This window comes from Methylovirgula sp. 4M-Z18 (assembly GCF_037890675.1).
In the GTDB taxonomy this organism is placed as follows: Bacteria; Pseudomonadota; Alphaproteobacteria; order Rhizobiales; family Beijerinckiaceae; genus 4M-Z18.
Genome location: NZ_CP149574.1, coordinates 3,073,730 through 3,088,402, shown reverse-complemented (window position 1 = coordinate 3,088,402; position 14,673 = coordinate 3,073,730). Strand labels below are relative to the sequence as shown.

The window sequence follows — 14,673 nt, the reverse complement described above, 5'->3', positions numbered from 1 at the left end:
CAGTATGTCGGCAGATGATCCTTTCTGGATCCGTTCGATCCCGAGCCTATTTCCTGTCCGCGTGCGAAGGCGTTGCAGTCGCAAGCCTCCGTGCGCGGCATATCGATATGTGGCCGCGACACGACACGAAGTGTCTAACAAATGGGATGGAATGAATGTTGCGCCGGACTTTCGCCGAATGGCGTATTCTGTTTAGCCAAAAATACTCTTGGATCTATTTAATACACAAATATGACACAGCCTTTTGGTGAAAGCATCTCGGCTTAAAGGATGAGGCTGGTATCCCATCGCGTAGTTGCGACGATCTCCGGCACGCGGCGGTCTTTCGAAGTGGCTCGACACGCAGGCGCGAGGTGTGAGGGCAAGGATTGACTTCTGATAAATTAGAAATATTTTCCAGTATTATGGAAGATTCGATTTCCGACATGGAACAAAGGCTGGCGCATCGCCTCAAGGCGCTGCGTCTCGAGCGTGGCCTGACACTGGAGGCCCTGGCGCAGCGCTCCGGCGTCAGCCGGTCGATGATTTCCTTGATCGAACGCGGCGAGAGCAGCCCCACTGCCCAGGTGTTGGACCGGCTCGCCACCAGCTTCGGCATCGCGCTTGCCACGCTTTTCATCGAGGAGCCGCGGGCCGGCGCGTCGCCGTTGGCGCGGCGCGCGGACCAGCCCGAATGGCGCGACCCGGCAACGGGTTATGTCCGCCGCGTTCTCTCGCCGCCGGACGTTGCCGTGCCCTTCACGCTGGTCGAGATCACGTTGCCGGCCGGCGCCCGCGTCACTTACGACAATGATCCGGGCAACGTCATCGCCGAGGAGCAGATCTGGCTTCTGGACGGCCAGCTTGAACTCACGGCAGGCACCAAGACGCATCGCTTGCAGAGCGGCGATTGCCTGGTGCTGCGAGTCGATGGGCCCAATGCCTTTCACAATCCGGGCCGCGAGGCGGCCCGTTATCTACTGGCCGTGACCGCGCGCGGCCGCAATGCGAATGGGAGAGACATGGCATGAAGGACGACGATATCGTCATCGCGCGGCTGTCCGCCGATGAGGCGCGGGCCCATTGCGCGGCGCTCGCGGACATTCTGGTCGATTGCGTCGAGGGCGGTGCGTCGGTCAGTTTCATGCAGCCCTTGTCGCGCGAGAAGGCCGAAGCCTTTTGGCGTTCCGTCGCGGAAGGTGTCGCCACCGGGGGGCGCATTCTACTCGTGGCAGCCGACGGGCAGGGGCGGCCGGTGGGCACGGTTCAGGTGATCCTCGACCTGCCGGAAAACCAGCCGCACCGCGCCGAGATCGCCAAGATGCTGGTGCATCGCAGCGCCCGCAAACGGGGTGCCGGCCGCCTGCTGATGCAAGCGGCGGAAGAGGCGGCGCGCGCGGCCGGCCGGACGCTGCTCGTGCTCGACACCGGCAGCAAGGACGCGGCCCGGCTCTATGAGCGGCAGAATTGGATCAAGGCCGGGACGATCCCCGGTTATGCGCTGCACCCGGAGGGCGGCGAGTGCGATACCCACTATTATTACAAGCACCTGCCGTGACGCTGTCGCGCGGCAGTATTCAGCGCCGCAGGAGCCTGCTAAGAGGGAGGTAAGACAAACCAGGAGCAGGCAATGACGGCGCGCGCAACCCATTCGCGGCATAATGTCGATGAAGCGGATGTGGCCCGTTTCGACCGGCTCGGCGAGGAATGGTGGGACACGTCGGGCCCGATGAAGGCCTTGCATCGGTTCAATCCGGTGCGCATCGGCTATGCGCGCGACAGGCTCGTTGAGCACTTTCACCCCGAGGCCGCGCCGGGCCAGCCGCTCAAAGGCCTCAAGGTGCTTGATATCGGCTGCGGCGGCGGCATCCTGTCCGAACCGCTGGCGCGGCTCGGGGCTGCGATGACCGGCATCGATCCCGCCCCCGGCAATATCGAAATCGCCTCGCGCCACGCCGCTATGCAAGGGCTTGTTATCGATTATCGCGCTGTGACCGCCGAAGAGCTGAGCGCCGCGAACATGTCCTTCGATGCGGTGCTCGCGATGGAAGTGGTGGAACACGTCCCCGATATGGCGGCGTTCATCCGCACCGCCGCGTCGCTGGTGCGGCCGGGCGGTCTGCTCTTTGCCGCGACGCTTAATCGCACGCTCAAGAGCTTCGCGCTAGCGATTCTCGGCGCCGAATATGTGTTGAACTGGGTGCCGCGCGGCACGCACCAATGGGAAAAATTCGTCACGCCGCAGGAACTCGGTGAGGCGATCGAGGACTGTGGCCTCACGGTCGAAGATCAGACGGGGGTGACATACAATCCCTTGTCACAACAATGGCGTTTATCAAGCGATATGGATGTGAATTACATGATGTGGGCGGAGCGCTCTGTATGAGTCATTTAATCAAGGTTGCGACGCCGGAAGAAGCCGTCGAACAGCTCATCGTTTTGCACAAGGAGGCCGTCGGCGCATTGCGCATTGCGCTCGACCGGTATTTCGATTTCGGCGAGCCGCCGACCCGCGAAACCCGCGCCAAATTCTGCTATCCGGAATTGCGCGTCACCTATCACCCGAACGGCGTGTTGCCGTCGAGCCGGCGCGCCTTCGCGAAATTTGCCTATCCAGGCGTTTATGCGACAACGATCACTCATCCCGCTTCGTTCCGGCATTACCTGCTCGAGCAATTGCGCCCGCTCACCGCCGAATATGGCGCGACGCTGGAAGTCGGCGTCTCGCACCAGGAAATTCCCTATCCCTACTCCTTCGAGCGCGGCGACGAGTTGGGCCGCGGCGCGGTGACGGCGGCGGAACTCGCGCGCTTCTTCCCCGTGCCGCTGCTCTCGGCCGTCGGGGATGAAATTGCCGACGGCACCTGGGAGCGCAAGACGCCGGAAACGCCGTGGCCGCTTGCGCTTTTCGACGCGGTGCGGATGGATTATTCCTTGCGCCGGCTCGTCCATTACACCGGCAGCGATTGGCGGCATTGCCAACCCTGGATCATGCTGACGAACTATCACCGCTATGTCGATCAGTTCATCCGCTGGGGATTGGACGAGGTGCGCAACGGCACGCGTTACGACAAGCTGGTGTTGCCGGGCAACGTGATCATCACCGCCGAGACGAGCGAAGCGGAGGCGGAACAGCTCATCACCAACAATACATGGCACCGCTTTCAGATGCCGGGCTATCACGTCACGACCAGGGACGGGCAGGGGGCGACCTTGGTGAATATCGGCGTCGGCCCCTCGAACGCCAAGACGATTACCGATCACCTCGCCGTGCTGCGTCCGCATTGCTGGCTGATGATCGGGCATTGCGGCGGTTTGCGGCAGAGCCAGCAGATCGGCGATTACGTGCTCGCCCACGCCTATCTGCGGCAGGATCACATTCTCGATGCGCATGTACCGGTCGACATGCCGATTCCCGCACTGGCGGAGGTACAAGTCGCATTGCAGGAAGCGGCGCAGCAGGTCACCGGCGATTCGTGGGAGGAGTTGAAGCAGCGGCTGCGCACCGGCACGGTCGTGACCAATGACGACCGCAATTGGGAATTGCGCTGGACCATGGAGCGGCGACAGATCAACCTGTCGCGTGCAGTGGCAGTGGATATGGAATCGGCGACGATCGCGACGCAAGGGTTCCGCCTGCGCGTGCCCTATGGCACGCTGCTCTGCATTTCCGACAAGCCGCTGCACGGCGAAATCAAATTGCCTGGCGCCGCCAACGCCTTCTACGACCGCGCGGTGGGCGAACATCTGAAAATCGGCATCGCCGCGCTCGACATTCTGCGCAAGCAGCGCGTGGCGCTGCATTCGCGAAAGCTCCGCAGCTTCGACGAGCCGCCGTTTAGGTGATGTGACCGATACTTACTCCCTTCTCCCACAGCTTCGCTGCGGGAGAAGGGAAGATCCGGTCACATCGGCGGGTTGACGCCATCCTTGCCCACCGTTATGCGCTTGGCGTGATAGCTGCCATCTGCCTGCTTTTCCGCCATCGCCACGATGATGCCGACGCCCGGCTTCGCATCGCTCAGCGCACCCGGCGCCAATGTCACGATCGGCGCGTCCGGCGGGATGACGAGCGTCTTTTCGCCGCCCTTATAGGTCAGCGACACGGCATCGCCCGTTGTGCTGTTCACTTGGCCCGCAACGGTCGCATTGGTCATCGTGCTGCCCGGTGTTAGGTCCCACGGACGGAAGCCTTCGCCGGTGCCGCGCAGGTTCTCGGGAAAGATCACCACTTCCTGAGCATGCAGCACGCCGTCCTTGTCGGGCATGGCCGCGGTGCCGATGAAGCTGTCGGGCTTTATATCCGCGCGCGATGCGGCGCGGACGATCATCGTCGTCGCGCCATCGTCCAATGTGAGCGTTGCGGTGGCGCCTTGGCGCGTCTGGATGGTGAGCGTCGAACCGTCGACTTTTTCGATCGTGCCGCGTAGGCGATCAGGCGGCGGCGATTGCGCGAGCGCGGGAAGCGTCAAAGCGCTCAGTGCGAAGGCAAGGGAGAAACGAGACATAGACCACATAACATTCCTCGACTGGAGTTGCGTCATGGTCTTAATTTCGTTCGTCCGCGAGCCCCGGCAAGGGCAGAACGTCGATTCCGTCCTCGATCAGGGCGCGCGCCTCATCGAATGTCGTCTCGCCCCGAATTGAGCGCTGCGGCAATTCGCCTTCATGCATCTTGCGCGCTTCGTCGGCGAAGCTTTTGCCGACGTCATCCGTATTCTCGATGATCTTTTGCCGCAATTCTCGCATCGCGGCGCGCATCGCCACGGATTTTTCGTCGAGCAGCGCGACGGGCTTGGCGCCTTCCTGCGGCGCCTCCGGCGTGGCTTGGCGCGTTACATTGTCGGTGCGCGCGATGCGCGGCGCCATGATCGCCTTGGCGACTTTGGCCGAATTGCACTGCGGACAGGTGACGAGGCCACGCTTCACCTGTTTGTCGAACGCCTCGCTCGAGGCAAACCAGCTCTCGAACTCATGCGCCTTATCGCAGATCAGCGAATATTTGATCATCCCAACACTACACCTTACGCCGCCAGCAAGGCGTCCAGCTTGCCGGCATTCTCCAGCGCATAAAGATCGTCGCATCCGCCGACATGGAGGTCGCCGATGAAGACCTGCGGCACCGTCGAGCGGCCATTGGCGCGGGCCGCCATCTGGCGCTGGCTGTCCGGATCGCCATCGACGCTGATTTCGTCGAATGTTGCCTGTTTGGCGCGCAGCAAGTCCTTGGCGCGATGGCAGAACGGGCAAAAGCTCTTCGTATAGATGGTGACGGCTTTCATCAGGTCCTCATAAACTGTCGGCCCCTATATAGGGCCGTCACGAAGGCGTCACAACCCTGGCAAAAATGAGCACATCGACCCGTGCGGCGCCATGGCGCAGCAGGACGCGGGCGGCAGCATTCGCTGTGGCGCCGGAGGTCAGGACATCGTCGACGAGCACGATCTTGCGCTTTTCGAGCCGCAACTTGGCCTCGGGCGGCACGACGAAGCTGCCCTGGACGTTTTCGGCCCGCTGCGCCTTGGTCAGCCCGACTTGCGGCGGGCTCGATTTGGCCCTTTGGAGCACGTCAGCGGCGAGCGGCACGTTGGCAGCCTTGGCGACGACGGCGGCAAGGGCCGCCGCCTGATTGAACTGGCGGGCGAACAGCCGGCGCCAGTGCATCGGCACCGGCACAAGCAAATCGGCATCATCCAGGATATCGCGACCGGCGCGGGCCATCCACAGGCCCATGGGCCGGGCAAGATCGGTGCGGTCGCCGTATTTGAGCCGGTGCACGAGTTGCCGTGCCGGCCCGTCCTGGAACAGGGCGACCATGCGGGCGCGCGCATACATCGGCGGATCGGCGATGGCCTCAGGCGAGATGATGCCCGGCCCGAGGTCGCGCTGAAACGGCGTACCGAGCTGCTCGCAATAGGGCCGCTCGACGAACCGTATGCGCCCCCAGCATGCAGGGCACAACGTGCCGTGGGTTTGCGTCGCGGCCCGGCAGGCGATGCAGGTCGGCGGATAAATGATGTCGAGGCCGCGGTGCAGGGCTGCGGCAAAGGCCTTAGCCGCGCGGCGAGGCAGGGCCGCCGAGGCCGATAAAGGCGCGGAAATGTCGCGATTTGTCATGGCAGCCCATCCCGCCGCGCATATTGCCGCGAAATCGCGCGGTTGCAAAGCGGCGCGAAAGGACCGCGGGCGTCCCGCCCGCATAGGCCAGACCGGCACACCAGTGTTGCGCAAGAAGAATGCGCGCGGGACGCTCGCGGTCCTTTCAGGCCTTGCACAGCACAGTACCTTCGCGGCATAGGAGGGCATGTCCAGTGCCGCTCCCCAGGTTTTCGATCGCGCTTTGACGCGCCGGCATCTCGCCCGCGCGGCCGGCCTCGCGAAACCAGGCGCCGATTTTCTCCTGGCGCGGGCGGCCGAGGATTTGGCCGATCGGCTGCTGCCGGTGATGCGGGATTTTCCGCTTGCTTACGATCTTGCCACCCCCGGCGACCACGCGGCGCGGGTGCTAGCCGCGCAAGGCCGGATCGGCCAAGTCATCCGTATGGCGCCGGTTGCCGGCCTTACCGGCGATCTCGTGGGCGACCTCGAAGCCCTGCCCATAGCCGAGGGCCGCGCGTCGCTCATCGTGTCGCTCCTGGCGCTGCAGAGCGTCAACGACCTGCCGGGCGCCTTCATCCAGATCCGCCGGGCGCTCAAGCCCGACGGGCTGTTTCTGGGCTGCCTTTTGGCCGGCCAAAGCCTCAACGAGCTGCGCACGGCGCTTGCCGCCGCCGAAGAGGAGATTTTGGGCGGCGCCAGCCCTCGGGTCGCACCTTTCGCCGATTTGCGTGACCTCGGCGGCCTGTTACAGCGCGCCGGTTTCGCCCTACCGGTCACCGACATCGATCCCTTGACGGTCCGGTACAGCCACATGTTCGCGCTGCTGCAGGATTTGCGGGCGATGGGCGCCGCCAACGCGCTCGCCCATCGGCTGCGCAAGCCGACCCCGCGCGCGGTCTTCCTGCGCGCCGCCGAAATCTATGCCGAGCGGTTTGCCGATCCGGACGGGCGGATCCGCGCCACATTCGAGCTCGTCTGGCTCTCCGGCTGGGCGCCGCACGAAAGCCAGCAGCAGCCGCTCCGGCCGGGTTCCGCCAAGGCGCGCTTGGCGGATGCGCTGCGCCCGCCTGAACGACAATAGCGGCTGGCGCCGGACCGCGCAGCGAACGCGTTAAGACATAATTGGCCCGGCGGCGTTTTTCTGCTATGACCCCCGCCATGTCCACAATTGCACAACCTATCCCGGCGGCGGCGCAAGCGTCCCGCCCTTCGCTCGCTGGCCTCACCCGCGCCGGTCTGGCTGACGCCCTGCGCGGCGTCGGCGTGCCGGAGCGCGAGATCAAGATGCGCACCGGCCAGCTTTGGCATTGGATCTATTTCCACGGCGTCACCTCCTTCGACACCATGCTGAATGTCTCCAAGGTCCTGCGCGCCACGCTCGCCGACCATTTCACTTTGGCGCGCCCCGAAGTCACCTCGGCGCAGGTCTCGAAAGACGGCACCCGCAAGTGGCTGATCCGCATGCCTTCGACCGGCCCGTTCGACAAGGGCGCAGAGATCGAATGCGTCTATATCCCCGAGACCGACCGGGGCACACTCTGCGTCTCCAGCCAGGTCGGCTGCACTCTCAATTGCAGCTTCTGCCACACCGGCACCCAGCGCCTGGTGCGCAATCTGACGGCGCAGGAGATCGTGCAGCAATTGCTGGTCGCGCGCGACCAGCTCGGCGATTTTCCGGGCCTGACCCCGCCGACCGACGGGCTCATTCCCTCGGGCGAAGGCGTGCGCGCCGTGTCCAACATCGTGTTCATGGGCATGGGCGAGCCCCTGTACAATTTCGATCAGGTGCGCGACGCGATCGCGGTGCTGTCGGACGGCGAGGGCTTGTCGCTGTCGAAACGACGGATCACCGTCTCGACTTCCGGCGTGGTCCCGGAAATCGCGAACTTAGGCGATCAGGCCGGCACGATGCTGGCGATTTCACTGCACGCGGTGCGTGACGACCTGCGCGACGAATTGGTGCCGCTGAACAAGAAATATCCGATCAAGGAATTGCTCGACGCCTGCCGCAATTATCCCGGCGTGTCGAACGCCCGCCGCATCACCTTCGAATATGTGATGCTGAAGGGCGTGAACGATTCCCCGCGCGAGGCCAAGGAATTGGTCCGGCTGCTGAAGGGCATTCCGGCGAAGATCAACCTCATCCCGTTCAATCCCTGGCCGGGCACGAAATACGAATGTTCGGATTGGGAAACGATCGAAACCTTTTCCGACATCGTCTTCAATGCCGGCTACGCCTCGCCGGTGCGCACGCCGCGCGGCCGCGACATTCTGGCGGCCTGCGGCCAGTTGAAGAGCGAGACAGAGAAGATGCGCGCCCGCGCCCGGCTGATGCTGGAAGAGCAACTGGCGCTGAGTTCGGACTAACACTGGGACCGCGGGCGTCCCGCCCGCAGGTGCCAATTTTTCGTATCGTTTCAAATGCGGGCGAGACGCCCGCGGTCCTGCTCATGTCCGCGCTTCCTTCCGATCTCTCCGCCGCACTCGCGACGCTTCTGCATGGCGTGTCGCGCAACGACCTCGCGGCGCGCGCCGCGACGATGTCGCAGCATTACCGCGGGGCGGGGGGCTCGGCCTCGGTGGTGCGCGACCGCCAGGATGCACTCGCCTACGCTTTGACCCGCATGCCCGCGACCTATGCCGCGGTGCTGAGCGCGATGCGCGAGGCCGCGCTGCGATGCGAGGCCGCGCCGCAAAGCCTCCTCGACATTGGCTGCGGCCCCGGCTCGGCGAGTTTCGCGGCGGCCCAGGCGTGGCCGTCATTACAGAGCGCGACATTGCTCGACGCCAATGACGCCTTTCTCGATCTCGCCAGGGATCTGACGGCGCACAGCGGGTCGTCCGCATTGCAAGGCGCGACATTCGTGCGCGGGGCGATGGAGCGCGTGTTGGGCGAACTCGCGCCGGCCGATGGCGTCGTCGCCTCCTATGCTTTGGTCGAATTGCCGTTGCCGGGCGCGGTCGAGGTGGCGACGCGTCTGTGGGCGCTCACGCGGCAGGTTCTCGTTCTCGTCGAGCCCGGCTCGCGCCAGGGCTTTGCACGACTGAAAGAGGTGCGCAGCGCGTTGATCGCGCACGGCGCGCGGGTAGCGGCGCCGTGTCCGCATGATGGCGTCTGCCTGATGCAGGAGCCGGATTGGTGCCATTTCTCGGTCCGCCTGCCGCGGTCCAAGGATCATCGTTTCGTGAAAGATGCTGACGTGCCGTATGAGGACGAGAAGTTCGCCTATGCGGTGTTCTCGCGCGGCCCGGTTACCCGCGCCGCGGCGCGGTTGCTCAAGCCTGCGCTGGACACCAAAGCGGCGCGGCACGTGGAAGTGTGCGCAGCGGCCGGCATCGAGCAGAAGATTTACCCCAGGCGCGACAAGCTCGCGTTCAAAGCGGCGCGGCGGTTGGATTGGGGCGATGCGCTGGAAGGCGTTGTACCGCAGCGATAGGCGTAAACGTCGTAGCGTAGCGATCTATCGCGACAGCCGATGTTCGTCGTCGATCAGAATGAGACGGGCGGGAGGATTGTCCGCCCATTTCCACAGTACGAGGTTCTTATCCGCATGGGTCGCGCCCGCCGCGAAGCTTCGGACGAGGAGGCCGTTATAGCCGATGCTGATCAGGTGCCGGGCGAAACCCTGCGTTTTTGCTTCTCCGGTTGCTTTCATTTCGTCCCGCCATGTCGCACCCGCGAGGAGCGAAACGTCCATGCCTTTTGCTGCGAGCGCCGTCTCGTCGCTGCAGTCGAAAATGTTTTCGATTTCAGCCTCATAGGCGACCAGCGTCGTTGGCTGGAGGTTGCCGACTTGGTTGGCCTCCCGCAGGGCCGTCATGACCGACAGAGACGTGTAGAGCGCTGGCACACCCTTTGGATTGAAGCGGCCGCCATAGATTTCCGCGCCGAGACCGGAGAGCGGCTCGCGCGCGTGGATCGGGTTCAGTGCGCGGTAGAGCTTGCCGTCGTAGCGGAGCGGCACGGTCAGGCGTGCACGCCGGCGTCGACCGCGTCGATATAGTCGAGCACGTCGTCCGCGCGCCCGCTGCGCACGAGCTGCATCGCCGTCTGGCCGGAGAATCCTGGCAGTGGCTCGGAACGATACCAGGCATAAGCCATGAGCGCGGAGCCGAAGCGCGGCTCGACCTTGTTGATGACTTCGACCATCTCACGCAAGCGCCGCTGGGTCCTGTCCGACCGCACGCGATCCTTGCGCTGGATCGAGTCCTTGCCGAGGCCGGCCGTGCGAGCGACCTCCTCGCTGGTTGTCCGAAGGGCGTGGGCGATCTTGCGCGGCGCGAAAATCCCGTCATCTGCGTATTGGGCGAGGCCCATGGCTCAGACCTCCATGTCCGAATGCCAATCATTCTGACGCAATATAGCGTCAGAATTTGCGGATTTCAAGGAGGGGAGAAGCGAGGGGCGCGCTCCAGACTACGAGCATTTCAGGAGCGCGGGCGTCCCGCTCGCTTCACCACACCGGCTTTTGCATTTAGACCCGTCTTTGCAGCAATCTCTCGGCCACGATGCCGAACACGATGCCGTAAGTGGTCCACAGCACGACGTGAATGCCGAGCGAGGCCACACGGAAGCGCCAGAGCACGTCAGCCGAAAAATCGCTCGGCACTTCGTTGACGGCGGGCAGCACCAGCATCGCGACGAAGGCGATGGCGAGGTAGATCGCCGCCGCGATCAGCGTGCCGTTCCAGCGGCCGAAGCGCTGCGCCAGCCCTTGTGCGGTCATGAAGGCGACGATCATCGAGAGGACGGAGATCGCCAGCATGCCGAAATAGAGCGCCGTGCGCGGGCCGATCGTCTCCGGATTGCCGATCGCCGGCGGATTGGCCGGATATTTCAGTTGCGGAATGATCACCACCGCCGCAAAGCCGGCCATCGCGATCAGTGCCGCCGTGCCGCGCGGGGTCAACCGGCCCAAGCGGCCTTGGGCGAAGGCGAAGACCAGCGCGAACATGCCGCCCATGGCTATGCCGTAAGTGAGGACACCGGTGAGCAGGCCGAAGCTCGCCTGCATCGGGCGGCTGACCAGCTCGACATCACCCTGGTCCTGATCGGATTGTCCCATTTGCATGCCCGGCATGGCATTCGCCGGTGCCGCGTCCGAGGCTTTCTGCTCCGGCTGGTTCGGCATCGCCATACCGGGCATGGCCGCGGGCTTGTCGGCCTCGCGCGAATGCGCTTCCTCGAAGGCAATTGCTTTATCGACCTGCGGCTCGCCGAAGACTTTCGCGAAGCCAAACGCCAACAGTCCGGCGAGGATGCCAACCAGCATCCCCCGGATCAACAGAGATCCCATCATGATTTAAATCCGATCTTATCTCAGTGGCAGGGGAAGCCGAGCAGGTGGCGGCCGTCGTGCACCCATTCGTGGATGTACATGCCCTGGATGATCGAGGTTGCGCCCTCTTCAGCGCCAACGAAGTAAATGGCGAAGAGCGCGAGAACGGCAGTGAAGATCGCCCAGGGCAGAATTTCCTTGAGCGGTATGGCGATGGGTTGTTGCGCGGCGGGGGAAAGAACGGCGGTTGCCATCAAAAACTCCTTGGGATTTTCGCGTCCCGATTGAGAAAGGTGCGTTTCGACTGGGGTCTGACTTTCGAGGCTTCAAGCCTCGATCACAGTGGCGCGACCGTGCCGGATTTCCATCGGCTTCCCAGTGTCGACGACGAGAGTCATTAAGCGGCCTGTTGTCATAAAAGTCAAATGGCCCGGTGCGGGCTTGCCAAGGCGGCGGGGATCGGCGACATCAGCCCCCATGACGCCGCGCCTCACCTTGCTCTGCCATTCCGCCACCCCGCTGCTGCGGCAGGCCGGATTTCCACTGGATGAGGCGCTGGATGCGCGCGGCCTTGCCGCGGCGCAAAAGCTTGCCGGGCGGTTCGGAATGGAGCGGGTTTTGACCAGTCCGCTGCTCCGGGCGCTGCAGACGGCCGAGGCGCTTGGCCTCAGGGCTCAGCCGGACGAGGCGCTGCGCGAATGCGATTACGGCCGCTGGGGCGGGCAGACGTTGCAAGCCATCGCCACCGCCGAGCCCGAGGCCGTGGCCGCGTGGATGCGGGACATCGACGCCGCGCCCCATGGCGGCGAATCGCTCGGTCATCTGATCGCGCGGGTCGGTGCCTGGCTCGACGGGGCTTCGTTTGTCGGGCACACACTGGCGATCACCCATTCATCGGTGGTGCGGGCGGCGCTCATTCATGCCCTGCAGGCGCCGGCGGCCTGTTTCTGGCGGATCGACGCGGCGCCGCTGTCCGTCGCGGACCTAAGCCGCCGCGGCAACGGCTGGGCGCTGCGTCTGTCAGACGCCGAGTAGGTCGATCAGCGGCGGAATCAGCGGCTCGTCGGCGGGCGGCATGGGATAGTCGCGCAGCTTGCCTGCACGCACCCATTTCAGCGCCTGGCCTTCACGCGATTGCGCGAGCCCTTCCCAGCGGCGGCAGATGTACAGCGGCATCAACAGGTGAAACGTCTCATAGGCATGGCTCGCGAAGGTGAGCGGCGCGAGGCACTCGTGTTTGACGATGATGCCGAGTTCTTCATGCAATTCGCGGATGAGCGCCTGCTCCGGGCGCTCGCCCGCATCCAATTTTCCGCCGGGAAATTCCCAGAGGCCGGCAAGCTGCTTGCCTTCGGGGCGCTGCGCGATCAACACGCGATTGTCCGTATCGACGAGCGCAACGGCCACCACCAGCAAGAGCTTCATAATGTCGTTCAATCGCCGATGAGATTGAGCTGCACCGTGCCGCCGGGGCCGGCGGGAACGTTGACGACGTTATAGACCGAGCCGCCGGCACATTCTTTCGCGGCAGCGGGGCAGGAGACCTGCGCCGAGACGTAATATCTGCCGGGGCCGACATGATCGAACTTATAATTGCCCTGGAAGTCCGACTTCACCGTGCGGCTATATTGTGCATAGGCCGGATCGGCCGGCGGGACGCGCGATCCGGCGCTGAGCGGTGCGAAGCTCCGGCCGGCGTAAAGTGTGTTGAAACGGTCGCGCGCGTAGGCCGTGACCGGAATGAGGCGAACGACCGCATTGGCGCCCGACACTTCGACGCCGTTTTCCGCGGCCGCCGAGATATTACCAGCAATCGTCACATTGCCGGGCGCACGCACGAAGGCCGCTTCCTGTGGATCGAAATCGGCGCTGGCTCTCGTGCCGATGCCGCTGTTGCAGCCCGCCAAAAGAACAGAAACAGCCGTGGCAAAAAGGATCTTACGCATCAATGCCTCCATCATCTCAGATTATGAGCCATGCAATAGGTTGGAATTCACGATGTATGATTTGACAATTTCTACGACTTTATGACGCGCCCCGCCGCTATGACCGATAATCACCGTTAATTTCGACATAAGCCTTGGTGAGATCGCAGGTCCACACCGTCGCCGACGCCGCGCCGACGCCGACATGGACGCGGATGTCGATCTTCTCGCCTTTCATATACGCAGAGGTTTTGTCTTCGCTATAAGCCGGGTCGCGCAGGCCCTTGTGCGCGACGCGGATGTCGCCGAACCAGATCGCGAGCTTGTCGCGCTCCGCGCGCTCGCCCGCTTTGCCGACAGCCGCGACGATGCGGCCCCAATTCGCGTCCTCGCCCGCAACGGCGGTCTTCACCAACGGCGAATTGGCGATCGACAGCGCGATGCGTTTGGCCGCGCCGGCGCTCGCTGCACCGTCGACCGTGATCTCCACGAATTTGCGCGCGCCTTCGCCATCGCGCACCACTTGATGCGCCAGATTCATCACGACCTCTTCGAGCGCGGCGCGGAAGCCCGCGAGCCTGCGGTCATTGGCGGCGGCCACATGTGGCGCACCGCGCTTTGCGGCTGCGCCCGTTGCAAACAGCATCAACGTGTCGGAGGTCGACGTGTCGCTGTCGACGGTGATGCAATTGAACGATCCTTTCACCGCTTTCGACAGCATGGCCTGCAGCGCGGGCGCTGCGATCGGCGCATCGGTGAAGATGAAGGAGAGCATCGTTGCCATATCGGGCGCGATCATTCCGGCGCCTTTGGCGATGCCGCTAATCTTCACATCGACGCCGCCGAGCTTCGCGGTCGCGGTTGCAACTTTGGGATAGGTGTCGGTGGTCATGATCGCCTTGGCGGCAGCGAGAATTCCGTCACCGCTCGCGTCCTTCGCGAGTTTGTTCAAGACGCCTTCGAATTTGCTGGCGTCGAGCGGTTCGCCGATCACGCCCGTCGATGCCAGGAAGATCTCGCCCGCTTTGGCGCCGGTGGCTTTCGCGGCGATGTCGGCGGTCAGCTTGACGCTGGCGACGCCGGTCTTGCCGGTAAACGCATTGGCATTGCCCGAATTCACCACGAGCGCGCGGGCCTTGCCGTTCTTCAATTTGCTACGGCACCAGTCGACCGGCGCGGAAGGGCATTTCGACGTGGTGAACACCCCCGCAACCTCGGTGCCCTTGTCCATCAAGGCCAGCATGACATCGGTGCGGTCCTTGTAGCGGATGCCCGCCGCGGCGCTGGCAAAGCGCACGCCCTCGATCTCGGGCATGTCGGGATAGGTTTTGGGGGCGAGAGGCGAAAGCGGTGCGTCGTGGGCCATCAGAGACATCCTAGAGAGGGTGGCG

At 64.0% G+C, this 14,673-nt stretch carries 19 protein-coding genes; 8 read left to right on the top strand and 11 right to left on the bottom strand.

Features of this window, described 5'->3' with window-relative positions; all coding sequences use genetic code 11:
* The first annotated feature begins 425 nt into the window (after positions 1-425).
* From V9T28_RS14315 to V9T28_RS14300, 4 genes are all read left to right on the top strand, one after another.
* Entirely contained in the window at positions 426-1,010 is a 585-nt protein-coding gene (locus V9T28_RS14315) for a helix-turn-helix domain-containing protein (RefSeq protein WP_245423935.1), read from the top strand.
* Positions 1,007-1,537 (top strand): GNAT family N-acetyltransferase, encoded by a 531-nt coding sequence (locus tag V9T28_RS14310; protein ID WP_116399589.1) that lies wholly within the window; start codon positions 1,007-1,009, stop codon positions 1,535-1,537. The genes V9T28_RS14315 and V9T28_RS14310 overlap by 4 nt, the downstream gene beginning before the upstream one ends.
* Before the next feature lie 72 nt (positions 1,538-1,609).
* A complete protein-coding gene (gene ubiG, locus V9T28_RS14305) occupies positions 1,610-2,365 on the top strand; it encodes a bifunctional 2-polyprenyl-6-hydroxyphenol methylase/3-demethylubiquinol 3-O-methyltransferase UbiG (RefSeq protein WP_116399588.1) in 756 nt (251 codons plus the stop codon).
* Positions 2,362-3,825, top strand: coding sequence for an AMP nucleosidase (locus V9T28_RS14300; protein ID WP_116399587.1), 1,464 nt, complete (start codon positions 2,362-2,364; stop codon positions 3,823-3,825). Before ubiG ends, V9T28_RS14300 begins: the two co-directional genes overlap by 4 nt.
* A 59-nt stretch (positions 3,826-3,884) precedes the next feature.
* On the opposite strand, the gene V9T28_RS14295 is transcribed toward V9T28_RS14300, so the two are convergent.
* Genes V9T28_RS14295 through V9T28_RS14280 form a run of 4 tightly spaced genes read right to left on the bottom strand, consistent with a single transcriptional unit; the run spans position 3,885 to position 6,096 of the window.
* The gene (locus V9T28_RS14295; RefSeq protein ID WP_116399586.1) at positions 3,885-4,487 is read right to left on the bottom strand and encodes a hypothetical protein; all 603 of its coding nucleotides are present in this window, start codon (positions 4,485-4,487) and stop codon (positions 3,885-3,887) included.
* A 40-nt stretch (positions 4,488-4,527) separates the two neighbouring features.
* Complete coding sequence (locus tag V9T28_RS14290; RefSeq protein ID WP_116399585.1) at positions 4,528-4,989, bottom strand: DUF1178 family protein; 462 nt, start codon at positions 4,987-4,989, stop codon at positions 4,528-4,530.
* A gap of 14 nt (positions 4,990-5,003) precedes the next feature.
* Positions 5,004-5,261 (bottom strand): glutaredoxin 3, encoded by a 258-nt coding sequence (gene grxC, locus V9T28_RS14285; protein WP_116399584.1) that lies wholly within the window; start codon positions 5,259-5,261, stop codon positions 5,004-5,006.
* Between the two features lie 37 nt (positions 5,262-5,298).
* A complete protein-coding gene (locus V9T28_RS14280; RefSeq protein ID WP_116399583.1) occupies positions 5,299-6,096 on the bottom strand; it encodes a ComF family protein in 798 nt (265 codons plus the stop codon).
* Positions 6,097-6,283: 187 nt separating this feature from the next.
* On the opposite strand from V9T28_RS14280, the gene V9T28_RS14275 reads away from it, so the two are divergent.
* From V9T28_RS14275 to V9T28_RS14265, 3 genes are all read left to right on the top strand, one after another.
* Positions 6,284-7,159, top strand: coding sequence for a methyltransferase domain-containing protein (locus V9T28_RS14275; protein ID WP_116399581.1), 876 nt, complete (start codon positions 6,284-6,286; stop codon positions 7,157-7,159).
* 77 nt (positions 7,160-7,236) lie between these two features.
* Positions 7,237-8,445: a 23S rRNA (adenine(2503)-C(2))-methyltransferase RlmN gene (rlmN, locus tag V9T28_RS14270; protein ID WP_245423933.1), complete on the top strand. Its 1,209-nt coding sequence runs from the start codon at positions 7,237-7,239 to the stop codon at positions 8,443-8,445.
* Positions 8,446-8,528: 83 nt separating this feature from the next.
* Positions 8,529-9,515, top strand: coding sequence for a small ribosomal subunit Rsm22 family protein (locus tag V9T28_RS14265; RefSeq protein WP_116399579.1), 987 nt, complete (start codon positions 8,529-8,531; stop codon positions 9,513-9,515).
* Between the two features lie 24 nt (positions 9,516-9,539).
* Here the strand turns inward: V9T28_RS14265 and V9T28_RS14260 are convergent, their stop codons facing one another.
* The 4 genes from V9T28_RS14260 to V9T28_RS14245 all read right to left on the bottom strand — a co-directional run bounded on the left by V9T28_RS14260 (position 9,540) and on the right by V9T28_RS14245 (position 11,611).
* Positions 9,540-10,043 (bottom strand): RES family NAD+ phosphorylase, encoded by a 504-nt coding sequence (locus V9T28_RS14260; RefSeq protein ID WP_116399578.1) that lies wholly within the window; start codon positions 10,041-10,043, stop codon positions 9,540-9,542.
* Positions 10,044-10,045: 2 nt separating this feature from the next.
* Positions 10,046-10,396 (bottom strand): MbcA/ParS/Xre antitoxin family protein, encoded by a 351-nt coding sequence (locus V9T28_RS14255; RefSeq protein WP_116399577.1) that lies wholly within the window; start codon positions 10,394-10,396, stop codon positions 10,046-10,048.
* Positions 10,397-10,553: 157 nt separating this feature from the next.
* Positions 10,554-11,378, bottom strand: a complete 825-nt coding sequence (locus tag V9T28_RS14250; protein WP_116399576.1) for a CbtA family protein — start codon at positions 11,376-11,378, stop codon at positions 10,554-10,556.
* 20 nt (positions 11,379-11,398) lie between these two features.
* Positions 11,399-11,611: a CbtB domain-containing protein gene (locus tag V9T28_RS14245; RefSeq protein WP_116399575.1), complete on the bottom strand. Its 213-nt coding sequence runs from the start codon at positions 11,609-11,611 to the stop codon at positions 11,399-11,401.
* Positions 11,612-11,798: 187 nt separating this feature from the next.
* On the opposite strand from V9T28_RS14245, the gene V9T28_RS14240 reads away from it, so the two are divergent.
* A complete protein-coding gene (locus V9T28_RS14240; protein ID WP_245423931.1) occupies positions 11,799-12,392 on the top strand; it encodes a histidine phosphatase family protein in 594 nt (197 codons plus the stop codon).
* On the opposite strand, the gene mutT is transcribed toward V9T28_RS14240, so the two are convergent.
* The 3 genes from mutT to argJ form a co-directional block, all read right to left on the bottom strand.
* On the bottom strand, positions 12,378-12,782 hold the full coding sequence (gene mutT, locus V9T28_RS14235) for an 8-oxo-dGTP diphosphatase MutT (RefSeq protein ID WP_116399573.1): 405 nt from the start codon (positions 12,780-12,782) through the stop codon (positions 12,378-12,380). The two genes, V9T28_RS14240 and mutT, sit on opposite strands and share 15 nt — an antisense overlap.
* An 8-nt stretch (positions 12,783-12,790) precedes the next feature.
* Positions 12,791-13,303: a carboxypeptidase regulatory-like domain-containing protein gene (locus tag V9T28_RS14230; RefSeq protein ID WP_147306397.1), complete on the bottom strand. Its 513-nt coding sequence runs from the start codon at positions 13,301-13,303 to the stop codon at positions 12,791-12,793.
* 97 nt (positions 13,304-13,400) lie between these two features.
* The gene (argJ, locus tag V9T28_RS14225; RefSeq protein WP_116399571.1) at positions 13,401-14,648 is read right to left on the bottom strand and encodes a bifunctional glutamate N-acetyltransferase/amino-acid acetyltransferase ArgJ; all 1,248 of its coding nucleotides are present in this window, start codon (positions 14,646-14,648) and stop codon (positions 13,401-13,403) included.
* Positions 14,649-14,673: the final 25 nt, after the last annotated feature.